We start from the raw sequence: 23,663 nt of genomic DNA, 5'->3' as shown, positions 1-23,663 counted from the left end.
ATATACGGCACCGTGTCAGGGGTGAGGTGCCTCTAGTTTCTTGAGTCAAACCTACCGGTAGCGCGCTGGCTCGCGAAGTTGAGGGCCGTCGAGTGCCGCTCCGCGCTAGCGGCGTCGCCCAGAATCACGCGGCGAAATCGGGGCTGTGCCGCGCAGATCAGGGTGCTCTGCCGGCAGTGCTGAGCGAACACCTGCCGCTACGAGGCGGCGCTGCTTCGACTCCCACGTCTCCAGCAACTGGCGCACGGATTCAAGCGCTGCCCACTCGACGCACTCCGTGACGGGGGTGCCGCAACTGCAGCGCAGCGGCTGGTTCGGCCGGGGAGGGGTGGCATCGAGCTGGTGCTCCTGGCTAATGCGCCAGAGCGCAGCCATTGCCCTGTCGTAGCGCAGCAGTGCGGCATCCGTTTTGCGTTCGGCGTTCTTCACCAGGTCGGTCTCGAGCATGGCCCGAACCTCGCTGGACTGCGCCTGGTCGAAGTCACGGGAGACCACTGCACTCAGCTGCTCGATCTTCGTCGTGGCATCCGCCAGCTCAGCGGCGAGCGCCAGATTGGCCTCTTCTGCAGCGGTCTGGGCCGCTGCATGCTCTGCGATGGTTGCCGCGTACAGGTCGCTCCAGAGCTGCACATGGTCGGTGTCGCGTCGCTCAGCATGTGAGCTGCCGGTGTGCGCTGTGCAGTGTGCGCAGACAACCTGGTCGCTCGGCGAACTGAACGTGAACTCCTGTGGGCTTCGGCAACACCAGCACTGCACGGTGATCGTCTGGTGAAGCGGATGCTGGTGGGCCAAGTGTGCTCCTGAGTGAGGCGGACATATGCTGAGGCCGATCGTAGCGGAGGGACCCTGTAGATTTCACGGCGCCTCAGCAGATGACTCAGCACGGTGCGCTTTCACTGTGGGCTCCAGCCCAGGGGAGTCAGGACAGTCGGGGCACGGCGGCCAGCAGCTCCCTGGTGTACGGATGCGTTGGGTGGGCAAACACCGTGACTGCATCACCCTGCTCAACGATGCGACCTGCGCGCATGACGGCGATCGTGTCGCTCACGTGCTGGATCACGCCGAGGTCATGCGAGATGAACAGCATGCTGAGCGACAACTCGCGCTGCAGGTCGGTGAGGAGATCGAGCACCTGGGCCTGGATCGTCACGTCAAGCGCCGAGACCGGTTCGTCGCAGACCAGGATGTCTGGACCGGATGCCAGTGCCCTGGCAATGCTCACACGCTGGCGTTGTCCACCAGAGAGCTCTGCCGGCCGTCGCCCGAGCACTGTGCTGGTCAGTCCAACGCTGTCGAGCAGGCGAAGCACGTCCGGCAGCGTGTGAGAGCGGCGGCGAAGGGGCGTGTGCCGTTCGCCACGCCGTGTGTTACCCCGTTCTCCACCCCGGCTGTTGCCGCGCACTGCGTCGTGCAGGATGTCGCCGACCGCAAGGCGCGGATCGAACGATGACTGGGGGTCCTGGTACACCACGCCGACACGTGCCCGCAACGCACGCCTGTCTTTCTCGGTCGCAGCGCTGAACGGCTGGCCGAACAGGCGCACCTCGCCGGCATCCGCTGCAGTGAGGGCCAGTGCCAGCCGCGCTGTCGTGGTCTTGCCTGAGCCCGACTCGCCGACAATGCCGAGCGTGGTGCCGCGCTGCAGGGTGAACGAGATGTCATCGACGGCCGTATGGCGGGTACCACCGCGCACGGCGAACGTCTTGGTGAGGCCGATGGCTTCCAAGGCCGGCGAGTGCAGAACGCCAGGGAGCGGCGACATCTGCTTCACGGTGCGGTCGGTCACGGGATGCGCTCTCACGCTCAGCCGGGTGCCGCGCGGCTTGTCGACCGGAATGGCCGCGATCATGGCCTGGGTTACCGGATGGACAGGGGCAGTGAGTACCTGAGCGGTCTGGCCGATCTCCACGATGCGTCCCTCGCTCATCACGGCAACCCGGTCGGCGATGCGGCCGACGACGGCCAGGTCATGACTGATGAGCAGGAGGGCGGTGCCGCGCTGCTTCAGGGATTCGAGCAACTCAAGGATGTGCGCTTGTACCGTCACGTCGAGTGCCGTTGTCGGCTCATCGGCGATGAGGAGTGGCGGGTCAAGTGCAATGGCCGAGGCGATCAGGGCGCGCTGACGCTGTCCGCCGGAGAGTTCCCCCGAACGGGCCGAGAGGAGGGAGCGGGTATCTGCCAGTCCGACACTGGCTGCGAGCTCCGCTACACGATGGCTGATCCCCGCACGGTCCAGCGACGTGTGGAGGCGCAGAGAGTCGGCGATCTCCCTGTCGATGGGGCGTAACGGGTCAAGGGAGCCGAGGGCGTCCTGCAGCACCAGCCCGACATCCGTTCCCCGCTTGGCACGCCAGTCGCGCTCCGACAGTCCGAGCACTGATGCCCCGCCAATGTGCAGCTCATCCGCCCGCACCCAGGAGCCGGCACCGGTCAGGCCGAGGAGGCTGCGAGCGGTCACACTCTTGCCAGAGCCCGATTCGCCGACAATCGCCAGGCACTCTCCGGGTGCGATGCTGAACGACACGGAGTCGACGACGGGAGTGTGCGCGGCGAACCCAACGCTCAGGTTGCGGACTGAGACCACGGCGCTCGCCGCATCCTGGCTCGGTGTGGTGGCTGTGGGCAGGGGGACAGTACGGCTCATGCGTGACGCATCCGTTTCTCGATGGCCCGGCCGAGCATCGTGGCCGAGACGGCAGTGAGCACGATGAACAGGCCGGGGAAGAAGCTCATCCACCAGCCCGTCGTGATGTAGGTACGCCCTGCGGAGAGCATGGCTCCCCACTCAGCGGCGGGCGGCTGGGCGCCGAGGCCGAGGAACGACAGTGCTGCGGCCCACACGATGGCCTGGCCGATGCCCAGGGTGCCGAGCACGAAGAGCGGCAGAAGGGTGTTGGGCAAGATATGGCGGCGGAGAACCTGGCCCCTGGTGCGGCCGAGGGCTGTTGCGGCCTCGACGAAGCCAGACGAGCGCACTGAGATGAGCTGCGAGCGGATGATCCGTGCGTACCCTGGCGCCGTTGACAGGCCAACGGCGATAGTCGCGGTGCCGGGGCCGGGGCCGAGGATCAGGATGAAGAGCAGGGCAAGCAGCAGGCCTGGGAAGGCGAACATCACCTCAAGGAGGCGATTCACCCCGAAGTCGACAGCTTTCCCGAGGGTGCCGGCAATCGTGCCGAGCACGCTGCCAAGGCCCAATCCGATGACCGTGGCGACGACGCCGATCAGCAGTGAACTGCCGGTGCCGTGGATCACCCGCGTGTAGATGTCGCGACCAGACTCGTCTGTGCCGAACCAGTGGGCGGCAGACGGTGAGCGGAACGCATCGAGCGGATGGATGGCAAACGGGTCACCGGGGGCGAGAACCGTCGGCCACAGGGCAGCGATGACCAGAAACAGGGCCACCAGTGCTGCGGCCAGCTCGGTTATCCCGATACGTCGGGCGGCGGGTGACGAGGGCGCACGTGACCCGCCCCTGGCCTGGCCCCTCGATCGGCCAAACCCGGCCTGGATGTCGAGTTCACTCATGCTGTTCGCACTCTCGGGTCGACGATGCGGCTGAGCGCATCGGTGAGGATGGTCATGAGCATGTACGCAATGGCCACCACGAGCACAACGCCTATGACGATGGGCACGTCACGCACGGTGACGGCGTTCAGCAGGGTGCGGCCAAGGCCTGGCCTGGCGAAGATGGTCTCCACCACCACGGCGCCACTGATGAGGGAGCCGAACGCCCACCCAGACAGGCTGATGGCCGGCAGGGCGGCGTGACGCAACACATGGCGCACACGGATGCCGATCTCGCCTTCTCCCCGTGCCCTCGCCGATACGACGAATGGCGCATCAAGCGCTGCGCTCATGGGCTCCCGCATCACCTGGCCCAGGAATCCGGCCAGCGGTATGGCCAGGGCAAGGACGGGCAGGATCAGGCCAACAGGCCCTGGGGTGCTGATCGGGGGGAGCCAGCCCAACCAGGAGCTGAAGAGCACAATGAGTGCCGTCGCCAGCCAGAAGCCTGGCAGGGCAGCGGCCACGATCTCGAGTCCTGAGCCGATCATCCAGGCGACACGGCCACCGCGGGTTGACCAGAGCGCGAGCAGGATGGCGAACACCCACGCCACCAGCAGTGCGCAGCCGGCGAGGAGCAGCGTGCCCCAGAGCTGCGAGACGATCAGGGGCGCAACGTCGACCTTGAGTGCATACGAGCGGCCAAGGTCACCTGTCGCCAGTCGACCCAGTTGCGCCAGGTACTGCACGAGCAGGGGTTGGTCGAGACCGTACTGGGCACGTACCGCCGCCAGCGCCTCCGGTGATGTCTGTGAGCCAGGACCGCCGAGTATCGCCTCTGCCGGGTCGCCGGGAATCAAGCGAACGGCGAAGAACGTCAGGGTGGCGACCGCCCACAGCACGAACACGGCGCCACCGAGACGGATGAGGAGCCAGCGAGCCAGTGACCGACGCCGCAGTGTCCGACGCCGCACCGAGTCCAGCGTCAGCGTGCTCAGGAGTTCAGCCACGCATCGTAGAAGGTGAGAGTCGACACCGTGGGCAGTGGCCGCGCGCCCTCGACATCGGCGCCGAGCAGGTAATGATTCTGCTGGTCATACAGCGGCAGGATGTAGTAGCCCTCGAGGAGCAGGTTCTGGGCATCCGTGTAGAGCGAGGCACGCTCATCCGCTTCAGAGGTCTGGCTGGCAGCGGAGAGGTACTCGTCGAGCTGCGGGTCATTGACCTGGGCATGGTTGGCAAAGTACCCGCTCGGCGCTGGGGTGATGCCGTCAGAGTGGTACAGGAAGCGCAACACGTCAGGGCCGACCTTGGTGTACGGAGCACTGACGGCGTCGTACTCGTTGGAGCCAAGGGCCGTGTACCAGCTGGAGAGGTCCATGGGGGAGAGCGTGACGAAGAAGCCCGTCTCCTTCGCGGTGGCCTGGATCTGTTCGAACACCGACTGTTCGGCCGGAATCGACTGGTTCGTGCTCACGGGGAACTCGACGCTCAGGCGCTCGCCGCCCTTGACCCGGTAGCCATCGGCGTCCCTGGTGCCCCAGCCAGCGGCGTCGAGCAGGTCATTCGCAGCGTCTGGGTCGTAGCCGAACAGGTCGGGGCGAGACACACTGAGCGGTTCCATGCTGGAGAGCGCTGAGGCAGAGCGAGTTGCCGTGCCGAAGAACAGGCTGGCTACGGCATCGTCGACGTTGGCGCTCTTGATGAACGCTTCTCGTACCGCCTGGTCATTGAACGGCGCCTTCCCGGCGTTCAGCTCAATGCGGTTCGATGCCCCCGGCCGGGGAGCGTCGACATGCTGGATGTTCCCGCTCTGCTCCGCCTGCACGATGGTGTCCGGCTGCGCGTTGTCGATCACGTCGACCTCGCCGGCCTGGAGGGCGGCGTACCGTGTGGCGGAGTCAGGGATGAACTTCCACGTGATCTGGTCGAGGTATGCGGCGCCCGTGTGGCCGGCGTCAGCTGGGGGGCTGGTGTAGTCATCGTTGCGGGTGAGCGTGATGGAGTCCTGCTTCACCCAGTTCGACACCACGAAGGGGCCCGTCCCGACGGGGGAGAGGCAGTTCTCGTCGAGGGTACGTGCCAGCGCGGTTGGAGACTCGATCGCAACCCAGGGCTGGGACAGCGACTCGAGCAGGGCACTGTCCGGCTCGCTCAGGTTGATGCGCACCACCAGGGGAGAGACGATCTCGGTGCCTGCGATCTTCTGCAGGCCAAGGTAGCCGGTCGATGACCCGGTCTCCGGATTCTGTACGTGGGCGATGTTCGCTGCCACCGCGGACGCGTCGAACGCCGTGCCGTCGGTGAAGGTGACGCCGTCGCGCAGGGTGAACTCCCACGACAGGGCATCGTCACTCACCTGCCACGAGTCTGCGAGCCACGGGATGATCTCACCACTGGAGTCGCGAGAGACCAGTGACTCCAGGTACTGGGTGGAGACCAGGGCCTGGGGGTAGTTGCCACCGACGTGGGGATCCAGGCACGTCGGCTCCGCGTCGCCAGAGGCGTAGGTGAGCGTCCCTCCTGTGGAGGGAGACGCGTCAGAACCCTGCGACGACGTGTCAGCGGTACAGCCCGTGAGGGTCAGGGCGGCAAGAGCGAGCGTCGCGGCCAGCGACAAGCGGAGGGGCGGCAGGTGCGAGTGCGTCATGCGACGTCTTTCTCATCGGTTGCAACTAGTATTATTGGACTGAGTACATTAAATGTGCTCAGTTTCTATCCTAGGGTCTGGAGCATCGTGTGACGGAACGTGTAGGGCGCCCCCGTGGTTCATCGCGCGACATTCTGCAGGAAGCGGCAGCAGAGCTCTTCCTCGAGCAGACGTACGCACGCACCAGCATCGACCAGATAGCTCGCCGCGCGGGGGTGAGCCGCAACACCTTCTTCAACTACTTCAGCGCGAAGAGTGATCTGCTCTGGGTCGAGGTTGACGAGAGCCTGGCCGAGCTTCCAGCGGCGCTCGCCGCAATCGACACCGCCGTGCCGGTAACGGATGCCGTCAAGCGCGCACTCCTCGACGTCGCGGCAAGCTTCGGCCCGTCCAGAGTGCCGTGGGCGCTCACCCAGTCCGAGCTGATGGGCACAACGGTCGACCTGGAGGCATCCGCTCTGTCGCGCCTCGCGGTGCACGCCAGGCGTGCGGCAGACATCGTCGCGGTGCGAACCGGCAGGGAGGTGGGCGATCTCGTCTGCATGAGTTTTGCGATGGCACTCTTCGCGGCCCTCGGAGCTGCAGCAGCCTCCTGGGCGGCTGCCGGGGTCTCCAGGGGAAATCTGGCGCCGTACGTCGACACCGCACTCTCGCCTGTCTGTGCGGGTTTCCGCTCCGAGTTGGCGTTCGATGACGGGCGTTCGGATAGAATTGATCGCGAATGACTGTGATCCGGCTATCACCGGTGAGTCTTCGGAAGAACGAGCCGGGCCCCTGGGTCCGGTTTTAGTAGAACCGAACGGGTAAGGCCCGTCACAGCCTTTGAATAAGCGGTCGTCTCACGGCTTCCTGGTGCGAATCTCTGCACACAGGGAAACGGGATGCGGCAAGCGAGGTGGTACCGCGGCGAATCCGAGAGGATCGTTCGTCCTCGTGGAACAGGCCAGCATTTCCGTTATACGCCCGTCCAGGAGAAACATGACGTACCCCAAGGGTTCAACGCCCACACCCGCGAACAGCAGCCCTGCGGACTCCGATTCGTCGGTCGATGCCACCGTGCCATCAGCCACCGTGCCATCAGTCCCTGTGCAGGGCGTGGTTCCGTCGCCGAACTTCCCCGCCATCGAGACAGAGGTGCTGCAGTTCTGGAAGGACGATGAGACGTTCCAGGCGTCCATCGACACGCGTGAGGGTGCTCCTGAGTGGGTCTTCTACGACGGCCCTCCCTTCGCCAACGGCCTGCCGCACTACGGCCACCTGCTCACCGGGTACGCCAAGGACGTGTTCCCGCGCTTCCAGACCATGCGCGGCAAGCAGGTGCACCGCCGCTTCGGCTGGGACACCCACGGACTGCCGGCCGAGCTCGAAGCAGAGCGCCAGCTCGGCATCACCGACAAAAGCGAGATCGAGAAGATGGGCCTCGCGGCCTTCAACCAGGTTGCTCGCGACGCCGTGTTGAAGTACACCCACGAGTGGCAGGAATACGTCACCCGCCAGGCACGCTGGGTTGACTTCGACAAGGGCTACAAGACCCTCGACATTACCTACATGGAATCGGTGATCTGGGCGTTCAAACAGCTGCACACCAAGGGCCTCGCCTACGAGGGCTACCGGGTACTGCCGTATTGCTGGCGTGACCAGACCCCGTTGTCCAACCACGAGCTGCGTATGGACGACGACGTCTACAAGATGCGCCAGGACCAGACGGTCACCGTCACCTTCCCGCTCGTCGGCACCAAAGCAGAGGCCCTCGGCCTCACCGCCGTACGCGCGCTCGCCTGGACGACGACCCCATGGACCCTGCCGACGAACCTGGCGCTGGCTGTCGGCCCAGACATCACGTACGCCGTGGTGCCAGCGGGCCCGGGCGGAACACCGGATGCCACGGTGCTGCGTGAAGACAGCTCGACTGTCCACCCCGGCGGAGCGACCGAAGTTCTGGGCGCCGAGTACCTGCTGGCCATCGACCTGGTGGGCAACTACGCCAAGGACCTCGGCTATGAGAGCGCAGAGGATGCCCTCGCTGCCGTTTCTCGCACCGTCGTCGGCCGCGATCTCGATGGCGTCGAATACGATCGCCTGTTCGACCACTATGCAGACACCGAGACGTGGGGCACCCAGAACGCGTGGCGCATCCTCGTCGCCGACTACGTCACGACAGCGGACGGTACCGGCATCGTGCACCAGGCTCCGGCATACGGTGAGGAAGACCAGAAGATCTGCGAGGCCGCCGGCATCCCGGTTATCATCTCGCTCGACGATGGTGGCAAGTTCCTGTCTGACGTGCCTGAGGTGGCCGGCCTGCTGTGGTCAGACGCCAACAAGCCGCTCACTCAGCTGCTGAAGGCCGAAGGTCGTCTCATCCGCCAGGCCAGCTACGAGCACTCGTACCCGCACTGCTGGCGCTGCCGCAACCCCCTCATCTACAAGGCCGTGTCGAGCTGGTTCGTGCGTGTCACCGACATCCGTGACCGCATGGTCGACCTCAACCAGGAGATCAACTGGGTTCCTGACAACGTCAAGGACGGCCAGTTCGGCAAGTGGGTCGCCAATGCGCGCGACTGGTCGATCAGCCGCAACCGCTACTGGGGCTCACCAATCCCGGTCTGGAAGAGCGACAACCCCGAGTACCCGCGCATCGACGTGTACGGGTCGCTCGACGAGCTCGAAGCCGACTTCGGGGTCCGCCCGACGGATCTGCACCGCCCGTACATTGACGAGCTGACGCGCCCGAACCCTGACGACCCGACCGGCCAGTCCACCATGCGTCGCATCACCGACGTGCTCGACGTCTGGTTCGATTCAGGGTCAATGCCGTTCGCGCAGGCGCACTACCCGTTCGAGAACCGTGAATGGTTCGACTCGCACAACCCCGCAGACTTCATCGTCGAGTACATCGGGCAGACCCGCGGCTGGTTCTACGTGCTGCACGTGCTCTCCACTGCGTTGTTCGATCGCCCGGCGTACAAGAACGTCGTCAGCCACGGCATCGTGCTTGGGAGCGACGGACAGAAGATGTCGAAGTCGCTCCGCAACTATCCAGACGTCAACGAGGTCTTCGACCGCGACGGTTCAGACGCCATGCGCTGGTTCCTGATGAGCTCGCCTGTACTGCGTGGCGGCAACCTGGTCGTCACTGAAGAGGGCATCCGCGAGGGTGTGCGCCAGGTCATGCTGCCGCTCTGGAGCACCTGGTACTTCTTCTCCCTCTACGCAAACGCGTCAGGCGAGAACGGGTACGACGCCACCTGGCGCACGGACTCGACAGATGTGCTCGACCGCTACCTGCTGGCCAAGACCCGCGACCTCGTGGAAGACATCACCGCCGACCTGGAGGAGCTCGACAGCACGCTGGCCGCCGGCAAGCTCCGCGACTTCGCTGACGTGCTGACCAACTGGTACGTCCGTCGTTCTCGCGACAGGTTCTGGGCCGGAGTCACCGCAGACGGCACAGGCAGGGACGCATTCGACACGCTGTACACGGTTCTGGAAACTGTGACCCGTGTCGCCGCACCGCTGTTGCCTCTCGTCTCTGAGCGCATCTGGCAGGGCCTGACCGGCGGACGCAGCGTGCACCTCACTGACTGGCCTGACGCTTCGGCGTTCCCGGCCGACGAGGGCCTCGTCACCGCAATGGACCAGATCCGCGTGATCAGCTCCACCGTGCTCTCGCTGCGGAAGCAGGCTGGCCTCCGCGTTCGCCTGCCGTTGGCGAAGCTCACCGTCGTGGCCTCTGGCGTCGACGCGCTTGCCGCGTTCGATGGCATCCTGCGCGACGAGCTCAACGTGAAGAACGTCGAGTTCGCCCAGCTCGCCGACGACAGCGCAGCGTCATACGGCATCACGTCGAAGCTCACCGTCAACGCCCGCGCAGCTGGACCGCGCCTCGGCAAGCAGGTGCAGCAGGTCATCGCTGCGGCGCGCGGCGGCGACTGGTCTGAAACCGACGGCGTCGTCACAGCAGGCGGCATCGAACTGGCTGCCGGCGAGTACGAGCTTCTGCTCGCCGTCGACAACAGCTCAGATGAGCACGGCGTCGCGCTGGCGCTCCTGCCCGGCGGCGGATTCGTACTGCTTGACACGGAGACCACGCCGGAACTGGAGTCAGAGGGCTTCGCCCGCGACATCATCCGCGCCGTGCAGGACACCCGCAAGTCGGCAGGCTTCGATGTGAGCGACCGCATCCACCTGCACCTGGTCTTCGAGGATGCGGCAGATATTGCCTCGTTCACGCAGGCCATCGGTGCTGCAGGTTCCGCAGGCGCAGCCGTTGACGTCGCTGCAGAAACCCTCGCGACCGGTCTGGCCGTGCACGAGCACGACCTGGCTGGCCTGCCGTCTGAATGGCTCCCCGCCGTCGCAGGCGAAGCCGTCGAACACTATGTGCCGTACAAGGCCGGACAGTACGCAAACCGCGGCGGATTCCTCGTCGCAGTATCCAGAGAGAGCCCGCTGATCAATGTCTGATTCACAAGACCTTCCCGCTGACGCCTTCCGAGAAGAGGGCGACGCCGTCTACCGTGCGCTGCTGGCCAGGGTGGGCGAGGGTTCGCCCCAGCCCCGCCTGCAGGCAACCAGGCGCACCCTCGAACTGCTCGGGGACCCGCAAACCACGTACCCGATCATCCACATCACCGGCACGAACGGCAAAACGAGCACGAGTCGCATCGCTGACAGCATCCTGCGGGCGTACGGACTCCGTACCGGTGTGCTCACCAGCCCCCACCTGGTTCGCCTCAACGAGCGCATCATGATCGATGGCGAGCCCATCAGCGATGAAGCGCTGGCCGCGAACTGGGCAGACATCTCGCCGTACCTCGAGATGGTCGATGCAGAGCTGACGGCGGCCGGTGACGAAGCCCTCACGTTCTTCGAAGCCCTCACCGTGCTGGCATACGCCAGTTTTGCGGATGCCCCCGTCGACGTTGCCGTGATCGAGGTCGGAATGGGCGGCGAGTGGGATTCCACCAACGTCGCCGATGGCCAGGTGGCCGTCTTCACCCCGATCGCCCTGGATCACGTGTCGCGTCTCGGAAAGACGGTCGCTGAGATCGCCAGGACCAAGTCGGGAATCATCAAGCCGGCTGCCGCGGTGGTCACCGCTGCCCAGCGCCCTGAGGCGCTGGCCGAGCTGGAACGCGCAGCAGAGCTCACAGAGTCGACCATCGCCGCAGAGGGCACCGGCTTCGAACTGCTGTCAAGCCAGGTTGCCGTCGGCGGGCAGATGATCTCAGTGCGGGGCCTCGCCGCCACGTATTCTGACGTCTTCCTGCCGCTCTACGGCACCCACCAGGCACAGAACGCCGCCGTGGCCATCGCGGCCGTTGAGTCGTTCCTGGGTGGCGGAACCCAGCCCCTGTCAGAAGAACTGCTGGTCGAGGGCCTTGGCGGCGCGACGTCGCCCGGTCGCCTGCAGCTGGTCGGTATCGACCCAAGTGTGTTCGTGGATGCGGCTCACAACCCGCACGGTGCCGCTGCACTCGCTGCTGCCCTCACCGCCTACTTCGACTTCGACGAGATCGCCTTCGTGGTCGGCATCCTCGCCGACAAGGACGCGCAGGGCATCATCAGCGCCCTGGCGCCGATCCCCGGCCCGTTCTTCGTGACCCAGTCACAGTCCGACCGTGCGATCGCCGTTGACGAGCTGGCCGACGTGGTCGCAGCACAGGTCGGCGACGACCGCGTCTTCCGTTTCGATGACCTGGTTGCCGCGACAGAGGCCGCCCGCGTCTGGGCGGATGAAGCGCCGAAGCGTGCGGTCGTCGTGACCGGATCGATCACCCTCGTCGGTGAAGTCATTGCGCTGGCCGAGGCAGGGGAGTGGATGACGCCATGAGCGACGAACTGAACGAATCTGGCACGCCCTCCACACCTGCCACGCCCGGCAAGCCGGGTCGCCAGCCTGCCCCTCGATCGATCAAGCGTTCGCTCGCGTCGATCGTGCTCGGCTTCGAACTCATCGTGGTCTTCCTCGCCGCGCTGGTGTTGTTCGGACTCCAGTCATTGCCGGCCATCGTCGCCCTCGGCGGCGGCGGCCTACTCTGCCTGATCATGATTGCGACCATCGGGCTGCTTCGGCACCCGTGGGCGTATGGCGTCGGCTGGGGAATCCAGGCCGTCGTCATCCTGTGCGGATTCTTCAATCCCGCGTTGTTTATTGTTGGTGCATTATTCGCCGCCATGTGGACCTACTGCATGATCAGCGGCGACAGAATTGATCGTCAAAAGGAGATCGCATGAGTACATTTGTTGAAGAGACACTGGTTCTGGTCAAGCCGGACGGCGTTGCCCGCAACCTGACCGGTGAAATCCTGCGCCGCATTGAGGCCAAGGGATTCTCCCTGGTCGACATCCGTTTCGTGCAGGCCGACCGCGCGCTGCTGGCCGCGCACTATGCAGAGCACGAGGGCAAGCCGTTCTACGAGCCCCTCGTCGAATTCATGGAGAGCGGCCCCATCGTCGCGATCCGTGTTGCAGGCAACCGCGTCATCGAAGGCTTCCGCTCACTCGCCGGAACGACTGATCCCACCACCGCTGCTCCCGGAACGATCCGTGGCGACCTCGGCCGCGACTGGGGCCTGAAGGTTCAGCAGAACCTGGTGCACGGCTCCGATTCGCCTGAGTCTGCAGCGCGCGAGCTGTCGCTCTGGTTCAAGTAGGACCTGCTCTTCACGAACAGGAACGCACGTCGCCTGGCCCTGTGGCCACGCGGCGTGTGTTCTGTGCTTTTCCCCGTTGATTGAGGAGCGAGCGCCTCGGTTGATTCAGGAGCGAGCGTCTCGAAGTCGGCGAGCCGCGCTCTCGCTTACAGGCGGTGCAGCACGTCCATCTGCAGCTGCGCGAGCACCGCGACAACGATGTAGCACGCAACCGTGATCAGGACGATCCAGGACGACCAGGCGGATGCCCGTCGCCTGACAGCTTCGGTTGCCGGAATGTGTCCGGTTTTCAGGTTGTACAGGGTGACGGCGAAGAAAAGAGGAATGGTCACAGACCAGGTGACCATGCACCACGGGCACAGGATGTCGAGAACGTAGATGCTCTGCGAAATCAGCCAGATGACGAAGGCCATGGCGCCAACGACGCCAACGTTCAGGCCGAGCCAGAACCAGCGCTTGAAGTGCGCGCCGGCCAGGATGGCCATTCCGATCGTGATGACGACGCTCCAGGCCGCGATTCCGATCAGCGGGTTCGGGAAGCCAAACACCGATCCCTGCCAGGAATTCAGGTTCGTCCCACACCCGATCAGTACACTGAAGTTGCAGGACAGCTGTGCGTCCGCATCCTGGAGAAGATGAATCTTGTCAAGGGTGAGCGCGAACGCAGCACCAAAGCCGATTACACCGGCAACAATGAGGAAAATTGCCAGCCCGCGAGGAGCTGTGCGTTGTTCTGTATCAGGCACCATCGGATTATGACACGCGCCTGCACCCCGATCCTGCGGAATGCATGCGATAATTTATAAAGTCATCTGAGCCGCGCTCAGAAAGACGCCACAGAAGGCTTAATGGGCGGTAAACGCCCAGATTCATTGGTCCCACGACCAAAGGTATTAGCAACCAGAGCCAAGAGCCGGTTGCATCATTGAAGGATTCGTGAAGGAACGCCCCGGCGCAACTTCACACGAGAGAGTAACCGGATGGGCGGCGCGGCCCCCACACCGGTCAAGGAGTGCACCAGAGATGGTGGAAGACAACGACAACAAGAAGCGCAAGGGCCTTTTCGGCACTCGCAAAAGTTCACGCAAAGCAGTAGTCACGCCCCCTCCGGCCCCGGTGCCGGTCGAGGTCGAGCCTGAAGCCGCAGTGCCGGTGTCAGATGCTCCCGTGACCGCTGCCCCCGTAGAGGCGGCTCCAGTGCAGAAGCCAGCCACAGGCGGCCAGACCAGCGACCCTGTCGCAGAAGAAGAGACGGCTGCCCCTGTTGCGCCGGTGGCGGAGACGCAGCCGGCTCGTCGACAGACGACGACGTCCCTGATCTTCCAGGCACCTGACATCCTGCCGCTTCCGCCGCGCGAGGACACCCAGCGCGACGATGACGACGAGGAGCCGTCGACGATCCGTCGCCGCGCCCGCCGTCGGAGCGGTGAAGAGAACCGTTCAGGTTCCGACGACCCCGCCAACACCGTGGTCAAGGTTCGCGCTCCTCGTGAGCCTGAGCTCATCACAGAGCCACAGCGCATCAAGGGCTCGACCAGGCTGGAAGCGAAGAAGCAGCGTCGTCGCGATGGCCGCGACGCCGGACGTCGCCGTCCGGTCATCACGGAAGCCGAGTTCCTCGCGCGCCGTGAATCGGTCGATCGCGTCATGGTCGTTCGGGCCAAGCACAACAAGATCCAGATCGGTGTACTCGAAGACGGCGTGCTCGTAGAGCACTACGTCGCGAAGAACCAGGACGCGTCCCTGATCGGGAACGTGTACCTCGGCAAGGTCCAGAACGTGCTCCCCAGCATGGAGGCGGCCTTCGTCGACATCGGACGCGGCCGCAACGCCGTGCTGTACTCCGGTGAGGTCGACTGGGACGCCGCTGCAGAGAACTCAGGCAACAGCAGCCAGGCCAGGCGCATCGAGCTCGCGCTCAAGCCGGGCGACAAGGTGCTGGTTCAGGTCACCAAGGACCCCATCGGTCACAAGGGCGCCAGGCTCACCAGCCAGATCTCGCTGCCAGGCCGTTACCTCGTGTACGTGCCGAACGGCTCGATGAACGGCATCAGCCGCAAGCTGCCAGACACCGAGCGCGCCCGCTTGAAGAAGATCCTCAAGGAAGTTCTTCCTGAGAACGTCGGCGTCATCGTGCGCACGGCAGCAGAGGGCGCAACCGATGAGCAGTTGACGCTCGACGTCAACCGCCTCACGGCGCAGTGGGCTGACATCAGCAAGCAGGTTGAGACAGTTCTCGCACCTGCCCTGCTGCACAGCGAACCAGACCTGCTCATCAAGATTGTCCGGGATGTCTTCAACGAGGACTTCCAGAAGATGGTCGTCTCAGGCGACGAGGCTCGCACGACGATCGAGAACTACCTCCGCCAGGTCGCCCCAGACCTGGTCGAGCGCGTAGAGCGCTACGAGGGTGATGGTGACGCATTCGATGACTTCCGTATCTCGGAGCAGATCGAGAAGGCACTCGACCGCAAGGTGTGGCTGCCCTCCGGTGGATCACTCGTCATTGACCGCACAGAGGCCATGACGGTTGTCGACGTCAACACGGGCAAGTTCGTCGGTTCAGGCGGAAACCTCGAAGAGACAGTCACGAAGAACAACCTCGAAGCTGCCGAAGAGATCGTTCGTCAGCTGCGCCTCCGCGACATCGGTGGAATCATCGTCGTCGACTTCATCGACATGGTGCTCGAATCGAACCGCGATCTCGTGTCGCGCCGCCTGATCGAGTGCCTGAGCCGCGACCGCACGAAGCACCAGGTCGCTGAGGTCACCTCGCTCGGCCTCGTCCAGATGACGCGCAAGAAGCTCGGCCTCGGGCTCCTGGAGTCATTCAGTGAGAACTGTGAAGCCTGTGCAGGTCGCGGAATCATCGTGCACCACGATCCCGTCGTGAAGCACCGCCAGACCGCGCAGCCGCCGCAGGAGCGTCGCCCCCGCAACAAGTCGGGCAACAACTCCGGTGGAAACAGCCAGAACAGCCAGAACGGCAACGGCGGCAACGGCAGCAACGGCAACGGCAACGGCAGTAACGGTAACGGGGGCAACCACAGCAATGGCAGCAATGCCAGCCAGCAGTCGGCAGCCGCGCAGCAGTCTGAAGCGGCTAAGGCTGCGGCGGGCACGCACGGAATCACCGAGGACGCCAAGCACGCCCTCGCGCTGATCGCGGCAAGCACCATTCCGCACACCGGCGCAATCGCACTGCCGACAGCGGATGCCGTTCACGCAGACGCCGCCCAGAAGGATTCAGCGCAGAAGGAATTCACGCAGAAGGACTCAACGCAGAACGGATCGTCACGCAACTCACGCAATGGCTCCGGTCGGTCACGTGGCGGACGCTCGGCTGCAGCTGACAAGTCGGCTGCCGCCCAGGCGCCGGCGAGCACTGAGGCACCGGCCACCGCTGACAGCGCTGCCGGAACGCCGACCGCGACGGCTGACGGTGCCACACTGCCAACGCAGGGCGCAGAGATGCCCTCGCGTCGACAGGAGCGCAGTCGCCCGGTTCGTGAGTCAGGACGTGCCCAGCGGTCACAGGCTGCACCGGAGAAGGCCGCAGTCGACACGACTGCTGTTGACGGCGGAGCAACCGTGGCTGCGCAGGCTGAGCCGGAATCCGTGGAAATCCTCGACATTCCCGTCACCAAGTCGCCGCGCAACAAGCGCACCGTGAGCAAGCAGGTCACCGACCAGCTTCTCGACTCTGTGCTTGAGGCGCTGCCGGAACCCAAGCAGCCCGGTCAGGGCCGCTCGCGTAGCCGCCGCGTCTCGACAACTGGGCTGTCAACGGCGGGGTCAGACCCGATCGTCACGACACCCGACTCACAGGGCTGATCCAGAACACCCTGGTGTCGTATCCGACCGCTTTCGCCTCAGGGCGGGGGCGGTCGGTTCGTTAACGGGATGTTGTCAGGAATGCAGCTGTCTGCTCCTGATCCACGCCGTGGGGTTGTCGTGAACGGCCAAGTGACGGCCAGGTAACGGCTCGGGGGAGCGAGAGGGTCAGTGCGTTCTGCCGGCTCGCTCTGCGCGCTCCCTGGCCGTCACACGCAGCCCGCTGGCCTGCAGGCGCCGCACCAGGTCGCGATATGAGACCGGTGTGGCTCCTGCGGCCACCAGCGCCTCATGGCGCTCAGCAGGCACGTCGTAGTGGTCCAGATCGAAGCTGCGGGTGGGTAGTTTGTTCGCTGAAGCGAAGGCATGAAGCTCACTGAGAGACGCGTCGCTCACTAAATGTGACCACAATGTGCCGTGAGCGGGCCAGTCTGCACTGTCAATGAGCACTGTCATGGCATCATTGTATGAAAGGCGATCGTGCGCAGGTATGAATCGCCGTCAGTTTGACCGGGACCCCCGGATCAGATAAAGTTGACCGTTGGTGTGCGCTGGGTGTCATCTCGCGCGTTTGCCATGGTTTCCTGATTGCATTGAACTGATTTGGTTCATGCAACCCAGTAACTTTCCATAATAGGAATCGGAGCCCCAGGGGCTCCCCAGAGATAGGTACGTAAAGTGGTTTACGCAGTTGTGCGCGCCGGTGGCCGGCAGGAGAAGGTAGAGGTCGGCACCATCGTAACGATGGACCGAATCAAGGCTGACAAGGACGGCAACGTCGAGCTGGCCGCTGTGCTTCTCGTCGACGGCGACTCCATCACGTCTGACTCGACGTCGCTGGCTAAGGTCAAGGTCACCGCCGAGGTTCTTAACGACCTCCGTGGCCCGAAGATCGTTATCCAGAAGTTCAAGAACAAGACTGGTTACAAGAAGCGTCAGGGGCACCGTCAGGAGCTCACGCGCGTCAAGGTAACTGGCATCGCCTAAGGCCTGAGGAGAAGAACAGATGGCACACAAAAAAGGTGCGAGTTCCACTCGCAACGGTCGTGACTCAAACGCACAGCGCCTCGGCGTGAAGCGCTTTGGTGGTCAGGTTGTCAGTGCGGGCGAGATCATCGTTCGCCAGCGCGGCACTCACTTCCACCCCGGCGTCAACGTCGGCCGTGGCGGCGACGACACACTGTTCGCTCTCGAGGCTGGCTCAGTCCAGTTCGGCGCGAAGGGTGGCCGCAAGGTCATCAACATCGTGGTGGCTGCCGAATAGGCATCCACAGCTTTTCGTAGGTGAGGGCGGGCTTCGGCTCGCCCTTACTTATTTTCGCCACCTGAAAGGGGCAATTCATGGCCACATTTGTTGACCAGGTCACGCTGCACTTGCGAGCGGGCAACGGAGGCAACGGCTGTGTCTCGGTAAAACGCGAGAAGTTCAAACCACTCGCCGGCCCCGATGGCGGTAACGGCGGCAGTGGTGGAGACATCACGCTGATCGCAGATCCAAACGTCACAACCCTCCTCGGTTTCCACCGTGCACCGCACCGTGTCTCCGGGAACGGTGGCCCAGGAATGGGCGACCATCGCAACGGCGCCAACGGCGACCCCATTGAACTTTCCGTTCCCCTCGGCACCGTCGTCAAAGACGCAGAGGGCAACGAACTCAGCGACATGACAGAGCCCGGTTTCCGGCTCGTTATCGCACCAGCCGGCCAGGGCGGCCTGGGTAACGCCGCACTCGCGACGTCCAAGCGCAAGGCTCCCGGCTTCGCACTCCTCGGCACATTGGGCTGGGAAGGCGACATCAAGCTTGAGCTGAAGACCGTTGCCGATGTCGCGCTCGTCGGCTACCCGTCAGCCGGCAAGTCCAGCCTCGTTGCTTCGATGTCCGCGGCTCGGCCCAAGATCGCCGACTACCCGTTCACGACACTTCAGCCGAACCTCGGCGTAGTCGAGTCCGGCGAGGCTCGCTACACCATGGCAGACGTACCAGGTCTTATCGAAGGCGCCAGCGAGGGCAAGGGTCTCGGACTCGAGTTCCTCCGCCACGTCGAGCGTTGCACCGCGCTTCTGCACGTCCTTGACTGCGCCACGCTTGAGCCTGGCCGCGACCCCCTGAGTGACCTCGAGGTCATCAAGAAGGAACTGGCTGCATACCCGGTCCCCGAAGGGCAGAAGCCGCTGCTCGAGCGCGCGCAGATCATTGCCTTGAACAAGATCGACGTGCCAGAGGCTCGCGAACTTGCCGAGTTCGTTCGGGGCGAGCTTGAAGACATGGGCTACCGCGTCTTCGCAATCTCCACCGCGACGCACGAGGGGCTCAAGCAGCTCAACTACGCACTCGCGGAGACTGTTGACACCGGCCGTCGCGAAGCCGCTGCCGTTGCAGCAGCCAAGCCGCGCATCGTGCTGCGTCCGAAGCCCGTCGATGACGGTGGCTTCGTGGTCAAGGTCGAGGGCGGATCCTTCGGAAACACGTACCGCATCCTCGGAGTGAAGCCGGAACGCTGGATCCAGCAGACCGACTTCAAGAACGACGAGGCAATCGGATTCCTCGCTGACCGTCTTGCAAAGCTTGGCGTCGAGAACGAACTGTTCAAGGCCGGAGCCGTCGCAGGCTCCACCGTCATCATCGGCCCAGGCAACGGTGTCGTCTTTGACTGGGAGCCGACGCTCACCTCGACCGCGGAGCTCATCACTGCTCCTCGTGGAACGGATGCCCGCCTCGAAGAGCCGCGCCGCCGTACCAGCAACGAGCGACGTGAGACCTACTTCGGCCGGATGGATGCCAAGGCAGCGGCACGTGCAGAACTCATCCGCGAGCGTGAAGCCGGTCTCTGGCACAGTGACGGCGACGAGTTCAGCGGCGCGCTGTACATTGCTGACCAGGCCGGCGAATCCGAGGTTGACGGCGACGAGATCGACGCTGACTCCGAGGAGGCAATCGTGAACGACGCAGCTGCCGCCCCGGCCGATGCGAACGACGTTGAAGAGTCGGCAGAGGCCGAGTCCGACGACATCGCTCACGCCGCTTCGTCGGCAGAGCGCACGGAGGACGACGCGGAGTGAGCGTTCTCGAGCGGGATCAGATCGGGACGGCAGCACGAATCGTCGTCAAGGTTGGGTCATCTTCGATCAGCGGCGACAACGCCGGCCAGATTGCTCCGCTCGTAGATGCGCTTGCCGCAGCCCACGCCAGGGGAGCCCAGATTGTTCTGGTCTCCTCTGGCGCCATCGCCATCGGAATGCCGTTCCTTCACCTCGATGGGCGGCCGACCGACCTCGCCACCCAGCAGGCCGCGGCATCCGTCGGGCAGAACATCCTGATCTATCGCTACCAGGACAGTCTCGACCGCTTCGACATCGTTGCCGGACAGGTCTTGCTCACCGCTGGCGACCTGGAGAATCCTTCGCACCGCAGCAACGCGCAGCGAGCCATGGAACGGTTGCTCGACCTGCATATTCTCCCCATCGTCAACGAGAACGACACTGTTGCCACTCATGAGATTCGTTTCGGCGACAACGATCGCCTGGCTGCATTGGTGGCAACGCTCATCAACGCCGATCTGCTCGTGTTGCTCAGCGACGTTGATGCTCTCTACACCCGGCCGCCGCACCTGCCAGGCGCAGAACGCATTGTCTCTGTGTTGCCTGGTGACCCGCTGCCCGGCGTCGAGTTCGGCGCGACCAGCGCCGATGGCGTCGGTACAGGGGGCGCAGCCACCAAAGTGTCTGCCGCTCGTATCGCAGCGGAGGCCGGAACAGCGGTGCTCGTTACCGCGACAACGCTCGTCTCCGACGCACTTACCGGCGCCCCCGTCGGCACCTGGTTCCACCCAGCTGCCCGCCCGTAGAACCCAGCCGCCTGCCCGTAGAACGCGGGTGGCACACGCAGGCCCCGTGCGGTGCTGTGCTCCCGTAAACTGACGGCATGTCGCAGACCACGTCGCCCGGAACCGTGCTCACCCCCATTCTTGATGCTGCCAGAACCGCGTCTCTGTCGCTGGCAACCGCAACCACGTTGCAGAAGAACCGGGCGCTGCTGGCGATCGCTGCCCAGTTGCGCGGCAACATGGCGTACATCATTGATGCGAACGCCCTCGACCTCGCAAACGGCCAGGCCAATGGGCTCGGGGCTGGCCTGCTCGACCGCCTCACACTCGACGCCGCTCGCATCGAGTCGTTGGCCGTTGCCGTGACGGCGATTTCAGCCCTCGGCGACCCCGTCGGTGAAGTGGTGCGCGGCAGCAGCCTGCCGAACGGTGTGAAGATCAGCCAGGTACGGGTTCCCTTCGGCGTCATCGGTGCCATCTACGAAGCTCGACCGAACGTGACGGTTGACATCGCCGCCCTCGCCTTGAAGAGCGGGAATGCCGTGGTATTGCGGGGTGGCTCTGCCGCTGAGAACAGCAATCGCGTTCTCGTCGGCCTGATCCAGGATGCGCTGGGATCCGTTGGCCTGCCCATGGAGAGCGTGCAGACTATCGACCCGTTCGGCCGCCAGGGCGCAACACTGCTCATGCAGGCACGAGGCTCTGTCGATGTGCTGATTCCACGGGGGAGCGCCAACCTCATCAACACGGTCGTTGCTGAGTCGAAGGTGCCCGTCATCGAGACCGGCGCCGGCATCGTGCACATCTTCCTCGACGAGTCGGCCACCACGCAGTGGGCCGTCGATATCGTGCACAACTCCAAGGTGCAGCGCCCGAGTGTCTGCAACGCGCTCGAAACCCTTCTCGTGCATGAAGCCGCAGCGGCACGACTGCTGCCGGCAGTACTCGCTGCACTGGCGGCATCCGGTGTCACCATTCACGCCGACGAACGTGCCCGTGCTCTTTTCCCGGATGCCGTTGCTGCGACCGATGAGGACTGGGCGACCGAATACATGTCGCTCGACCTCGCTGTACGGGTTGTCGACTCGCTCGACGAGGCGATTGCGCATATCCGCACGTACTCGACCAAGCACACGGAGTCGATCATCACCAATGACCTGGTGAACGCCGAACGGTTCCTGAACGAGGTGGATTCGGCTGCCGTCATGGTGAACGCCTCCACCCGGTTCACAGACGGTGGCGAATTCGGATTCGGCGCAGAGGTGGGAATCTCCACCCAGAAGCTGCACGCGCGGGGTCCGATGGGCGTGGCTGAACTGACAAGCACCAAGTGGATTGTGCGTGGCACTGGGCAGGTGCGCGCCTGAGGCAACACTAGAATGGTGTGGTGGCGTAAGCCTCAACCGTGTGTGTGAATGGAGATCCCCATGTCATTCGTGACTACCCTGCTGCTGGCCGAGGCTGAGCACGTTTCGATGCCGATGCCGCCGATCCTGTATGGCCTGATTGCCCTCGTGGTTTTCCTTGCACTCGGTGTCACCCTGTTCACGTACCGTGACGTGTCGAACCGTCACAGCGAAAAGGCCAAGGCCTACGCTGCTGCTCACGGCAACACGTCCGGGCATGGCACCCACTAAGCGATAGGCATCAGGTGACTGAAGCGGGTCGCCGCCCTCGCATTGGCGTGATGGGCGGAACGTTCGATCCGATCCACCATGGGCACCTCGTTGCTGCGAGTGAAGTTGCGCAGAGTTTCGATCTCGACGAGGTCGTGTTCGTGCCAACAGGGCAACCCTGGCAGAAGTACGACGTAACTCGGGCGGAACACCGCTATCTCATGACGGTGATTGCAACGGCGTCGAACCCGCGCTTCACCGTCAGCCGGGTGGATATCGATCGACATGGTCCGACCTACACCATCGACACGCTCCGGGATATTCACCTGGAGCGACCGGATGCTGAGTTGTTCTTCATCACGGGAGCTGACGCTATCGCGCAGATCCTGGGCTGGAAAGACGTACAGGAGCTGTGGGACCTGGCCCATTTCGTGGCGGTGAGTCGCCCGGGACATGAGCTGACCGTTTCGGGATTACCGAACCAAGACGTAAGCTTGCTTGAGGTACCGGCTTTGGCGATCTCTTCGACAGACTGCCGGGCACGGGTGAATCGGGGTTTCCCGGTCTGGTATCTGGTCCCTGATGGGGTCGTCCAGTACATCTCAAAGCATCATCTGTATCGGAGTGTGGCATGACGTTGGGTAATGACCCGCAGCCACTCACGCGGCGGCAAGCACGTGAATTGGCTCGCGGGCAGGAGCCTGCGCAGGCGCAGGGCGACGCCCCATCGACTCCGGATGCTGTAACTCCGGATGCTGTAACTCCTGATGCGGTTTCTCCCGATTCCGTGTCTCCGGATGCCGTGACTTCGGATGTCGCGACTCCTGAAGCCGCGACTCCTGATGTCGTAACTCCCGACGCTGTCACGCCCGACTCTCTTGCCGACGACGATGCTGTTGTCGAGGAGCGCACGCTCAGTCGGCGCGAATTGCGCGCCATGCTCGCCGCCCAGTCCGGTATCGCTCCCGAAGACGACGGTGTCGACGATCCCGTAGCACCCACAGCGTCTACGGGAGCAGTGCCAGACGCATCCGCTGGAACGCTTAACCCGTCGGTTGGGCACTGGTCTGTTGAACATGAAGACGACGACCACGTCCAATTCGTTGACCAGTCGCAGGCTTTCGGCCAGATCATTTCGCGCGGCGTTGGCTCCGGCGGTATCCCAACGACGACCAATGCTCTTATTCTCCCGGCGATCCCGCAGCAGGGAACTGTGTCAGGGCCGCTCACCAGCACCGGTGAGATCCTGATCACGGGGTCGATCGACTTGCCACGAAGCCTCGGCGCGACCGGTCAGCACCCTGACCACTTCGACTCAGCCGAGATGGATCACATGCTTGACCAGCTCGATGAGGGCGTTCCGACCAGCTCTGTTGCTCCGGTGAGTGCCAGCAAGGCCGTGAGCACCCACACGTCGACGCGTGGCGTCATGACGCCGCCCAAGAAGGGCAACGCGTCCGTACCGATGATCCTTGCCGTAACCGCCGCGGTACTTGCCGTTGGCGTGATCGCGCTCGTCGCGGCCGGCTATCTCTTCAGAATTTTCTAATGCACCACCCTTCACCCCGCA

Annotated in this window: 21 protein-coding genes; 14 read left to right on the top strand and 7 right to left on the bottom strand. The window is 64.1% G+C overall.

Annotation, left to right across the window (positions count from 1 at the left end; genetic code table 11):
* Positions 1-105: 105 nt before the first annotated feature.
* The 5 genes from AC25Y4_RS05455 to AC25Y4_RS05435 all read right to left on the bottom strand — a co-directional run bounded on the left by AC25Y4_RS05455 (position 106) and on the right by AC25Y4_RS05435 (position 6,160).
* On the bottom strand, positions 106-630 hold the full coding sequence (locus AC25Y4_RS05455) for a hypothetical protein (RefSeq protein ID WP_488119338.1): 525 nt from the start codon (positions 628-630) through the stop codon (positions 106-108).
* A 289-nt stretch (positions 631-919) separates the two neighbouring features.
* A complete protein-coding gene (locus AC25Y4_RS05450; protein WP_488119337.1) occupies positions 920-2,647 on the bottom strand; it encodes a dipeptide ABC transporter ATP-binding protein in 1,728 nt (575 codons plus the stop codon).
* A complete protein-coding gene (locus AC25Y4_RS05445) occupies positions 2,644-3,531 on the bottom strand; it encodes an ABC transporter permease (protein WP_488119336.1) in 888 nt (295 codons plus the stop codon). The genes AC25Y4_RS05450 and AC25Y4_RS05445 overlap by 4 nt, the downstream gene beginning before the upstream one ends.
* On the bottom strand, positions 3,528-4,520 hold the full coding sequence (locus AC25Y4_RS05440; RefSeq protein ID WP_488119335.1) for an ABC transporter permease: 993 nt from the start codon (positions 4,518-4,520) through the stop codon (positions 3,528-3,530). Before AC25Y4_RS05440 ends, AC25Y4_RS05445 begins: the two co-directional genes overlap by 4 nt.
* On the bottom strand, positions 4,505-6,160 hold the full coding sequence (locus AC25Y4_RS05435; RefSeq protein WP_488119334.1) for an ABC transporter substrate-binding protein: 1,656 nt from the start codon (positions 6,158-6,160) through the stop codon (positions 4,505-4,507). Before AC25Y4_RS05435 ends, AC25Y4_RS05440 begins: the two co-directional genes overlap by 16 nt.
* Before the next feature lie 89 nt (positions 6,161-6,249).
* Here AC25Y4_RS05435 and AC25Y4_RS05430 point away from each other — a divergent pair, with 89 nt between their 5' ends.
* From AC25Y4_RS05430 to ndk, 5 genes are all read left to right on the top strand, one after another.
* Positions 6,250-6,885 carry a TetR/AcrR family transcriptional regulator gene (locus AC25Y4_RS05430; RefSeq protein WP_488119333.1) on the top strand — a complete coding sequence of 212 codons (636 nt, stop codon included), beginning with the start codon at positions 6,250-6,252 and terminating at the stop codon, positions 6,883-6,885.
* Between the two features lie 253 nt (positions 6,886-7,138).
* Entirely contained in the window at positions 7,139-10,627 is a 3,489-nt protein-coding gene (ileS, locus tag AC25Y4_RS05425) for an isoleucine--tRNA ligase (RefSeq protein WP_488119332.1), read from the top strand.
* Positions 10,620-11,996, top strand: a complete 1,377-nt coding sequence (locus tag AC25Y4_RS05420; protein WP_488119331.1) for a bifunctional folylpolyglutamate synthase/dihydrofolate synthase — start codon at positions 10,620-10,622, stop codon at positions 11,994-11,996. The genes ileS and AC25Y4_RS05420 overlap by 8 nt, the downstream gene beginning before the upstream one ends.
* A complete protein-coding gene (locus AC25Y4_RS05415; RefSeq protein ID WP_488119330.1) occupies positions 11,993-12,400 on the top strand; it encodes a DUF4233 domain-containing protein in 408 nt (135 codons plus the stop codon). Before AC25Y4_RS05420 ends, AC25Y4_RS05415 begins: the two co-directional genes overlap by 4 nt.
* Positions 12,397-12,819 (top strand): nucleoside-diphosphate kinase, encoded by a 423-nt coding sequence (ndk, locus tag AC25Y4_RS05410; RefSeq protein ID WP_488119329.1) that lies wholly within the window; start codon positions 12,397-12,399, stop codon positions 12,817-12,819. The genes AC25Y4_RS05415 and ndk overlap by 4 nt, the downstream gene beginning before the upstream one ends.
* Before the next feature lie 146 nt (positions 12,820-12,965).
* Here ndk and AC25Y4_RS05405 read toward each other — a convergent pair whose 3' ends face one another.
* A complete protein-coding gene (locus AC25Y4_RS05405) occupies positions 12,966-13,568 on the bottom strand; it encodes a vitamin K epoxide reductase family protein (protein ID WP_488119328.1) in 603 nt (200 codons plus the stop codon).
* A gap of 274 nt (positions 13,569-13,842) precedes the next feature.
* On the opposite strand from AC25Y4_RS05405, the gene AC25Y4_RS05400 reads away from it, so the two are divergent.
* Positions 13,843-16,653, top strand: a complete 2,811-nt coding sequence (locus tag AC25Y4_RS05400; RefSeq protein WP_488119327.1) for an Rne/Rng family ribonuclease — start codon at positions 13,843-13,845, stop codon at positions 16,651-16,653.
* Between the two features lie 168 nt (positions 16,654-16,821).
* Here AC25Y4_RS05400 and AC25Y4_RS05395 read toward each other — a convergent pair whose 3' ends face one another.
* Positions 16,822-17,109 (bottom strand): DUF4031 domain-containing protein, encoded by a 288-nt coding sequence (locus AC25Y4_RS05395; protein ID WP_488119326.1) that lies wholly within the window; start codon positions 17,107-17,109, stop codon positions 16,822-16,824.
* Positions 17,110-17,331: 222 nt separating this feature from the next.
* On the opposite strand from AC25Y4_RS05395, the gene rplU reads away from it, so the two are divergent.
* The 8 genes from rplU (at position 17,332) to AC25Y4_RS05355 (ending at position 23,642) form a co-directional block, all read left to right on the top strand.
* On the top strand, positions 17,332-17,640 hold the full coding sequence (gene rplU / locus AC25Y4_RS05390; protein WP_488119325.1) for a 50S ribosomal protein L21: 309 nt from the start codon (positions 17,332-17,334) through the stop codon (positions 17,638-17,640).
* Positions 17,641-17,659: 19 nt separating this feature from the next.
* Entirely contained in the window at positions 17,660-17,917 is a 258-nt protein-coding gene (gene rpmA / locus AC25Y4_RS05385; RefSeq protein WP_488119324.1) for a 50S ribosomal protein L27, read from the top strand.
* Positions 17,918-17,994: 77 nt separating this feature from the next.
* Positions 17,995-19,713, top strand: a complete 1,719-nt coding sequence (obgE, locus tag AC25Y4_RS05380; RefSeq protein ID WP_488119323.1) for a GTPase ObgE — start codon at positions 17,995-17,997, stop codon at positions 19,711-19,713.
* Positions 19,710-20,498, top strand: a complete 789-nt coding sequence (gene proB, locus AC25Y4_RS05375) for a glutamate 5-kinase (RefSeq protein WP_488119322.1) — start codon at positions 19,710-19,712, stop codon at positions 20,496-20,498. The genes obgE and proB overlap by 4 nt, the downstream gene beginning before the upstream one ends.
* Positions 20,499-20,575: 77 nt before the next feature.
* Positions 20,576-21,844 carry a glutamate-5-semialdehyde dehydrogenase gene (locus AC25Y4_RS05370; RefSeq protein WP_488119321.1) on the top strand — a complete coding sequence of 423 codons (1,269 nt, stop codon included), beginning with the start codon at positions 20,576-20,578 and terminating at the stop codon, positions 21,842-21,844.
* Positions 21,845-21,904: 60 nt separating this feature from the next.
* On the top strand, positions 21,905-22,114 hold the full coding sequence (locus AC25Y4_RS05365) for a hypothetical protein (RefSeq protein WP_488119320.1): 210 nt from the start codon (positions 21,905-21,907) through the stop codon (positions 22,112-22,114).
* Positions 22,115-22,128: 14 nt separating this feature from the next.
* The gene (gene nadD / locus AC25Y4_RS05360) at positions 22,129-22,728 is read left to right on the top strand and encodes a nicotinate-nucleotide adenylyltransferase (protein WP_488119319.1); all 600 of its coding nucleotides are present in this window, start codon (positions 22,129-22,131) and stop codon (positions 22,726-22,728) included.
* Complete coding sequence (locus tag AC25Y4_RS05355) at positions 22,725-23,642, top strand: hypothetical protein (protein WP_488119318.1); 918 nt, start codon at positions 22,725-22,727, stop codon at positions 23,640-23,642. Before nadD ends, AC25Y4_RS05355 begins: the two co-directional genes overlap by 4 nt.
* Positions 23,643-23,663: the final 21 nt, after the last annotated feature.

The sequence above is a fragment of the Leifsonia sp. Y878 genome (genome assembly GCF_057669685.1).
Note: the sequence above shows the minus strand (reverse complement) of the source record. Positions and strands in the feature narration are given on the sequence as shown.

Excerpts from the sequence above, each read along its gene's own strand:
- rpmA (WP_488119324.1), top strand. The coding sequence starts at position 17,660 with ATGGCACACAAAAAAGGTGCGAGTTCCACTCGCAACGGTCGTGACTCA.
- AC25Y4_RS05365 (WP_488119320.1), top strand. The coding sequence starts at position 21,905 with ATGTCATTCGTGACTACCCTGCTGCTGGCCGAGGCTGAGCACGTTTCG.
- obgE (WP_488119323.1), top strand. The coding sequence starts at position 17,995 with ATGGCCACATTTGTTGACCAGGTCACGCTGCACTTGCGAGCGGGCAAC.
- AC25Y4_RS05435 (WP_488119334.1), bottom strand. The coding sequence starts at position 6,160 with ATGACGCACTCGCACCTGCCGCCCCTCCGCTTGTCGCTGGCCGCGACG.
- AC25Y4_RS05405 (WP_488119328.1), bottom strand. The coding sequence starts at position 13,568 with ATGGTGCCTGATACAGAACAACGCACAGCTCCTCGCGGGCTGGCAATT.
- AC25Y4_RS05395 (WP_488119326.1), bottom strand. The coding sequence starts at position 17,109 with ATGACAGTGCTCATTGACAGTGCAGACTGGCCCGCTCACGGCACATTG.
- ileS (WP_488119332.1), top strand. The coding sequence starts at position 7,139 with ATGACGTACCCCAAGGGTTCAACGCCCACACCCGCGAACAGCAGCCCT.
- AC25Y4_RS05355 (WP_488119318.1), top strand. The coding sequence starts at position 22,725 with ATGACGTTGGGTAATGACCCGCAGCCACTCACGCGGCGGCAAGCACGT.
- AC25Y4_RS05415 (WP_488119330.1), top strand. The coding sequence starts at position 11,993 with ATGAGCGACGAACTGAACGAATCTGGCACGCCCTCCACACCTGCCACG.
- ndk (WP_488119329.1), top strand. The coding sequence starts at position 12,397 with ATGAGTACATTTGTTGAAGAGACACTGGTTCTGGTCAAGCCGGACGGC.
- AC25Y4_RS05450 (WP_488119337.1), bottom strand. The coding sequence starts at position 2,647 with ATGAGCCGTACTGTCCCCCTGCCCACAGCCACCACACCGAGCCAGGAT.
- AC25Y4_RS05445 (WP_488119336.1), bottom strand. The coding sequence starts at position 3,531 with ATGAGTGAACTCGACATCCAGGCCGGGTTTGGCCGATCGAGGGGCCAG.
- AC25Y4_RS05420 (WP_488119331.1), top strand. The coding sequence starts at position 10,620 with ATGTCTGATTCACAAGACCTTCCCGCTGACGCCTTCCGAGAAGAGGGC.
- AC25Y4_RS05370 (WP_488119321.1), top strand. The coding sequence starts at position 20,576 with ATGTCGCAGACCACGTCGCCCGGAACCGTGCTCACCCCCATTCTTGAT.
- AC25Y4_RS05400 (WP_488119327.1), top strand. The coding sequence starts at position 13,843 with ATGGTGGAAGACAACGACAACAAGAAGCGCAAGGGCCTTTTCGGCACT.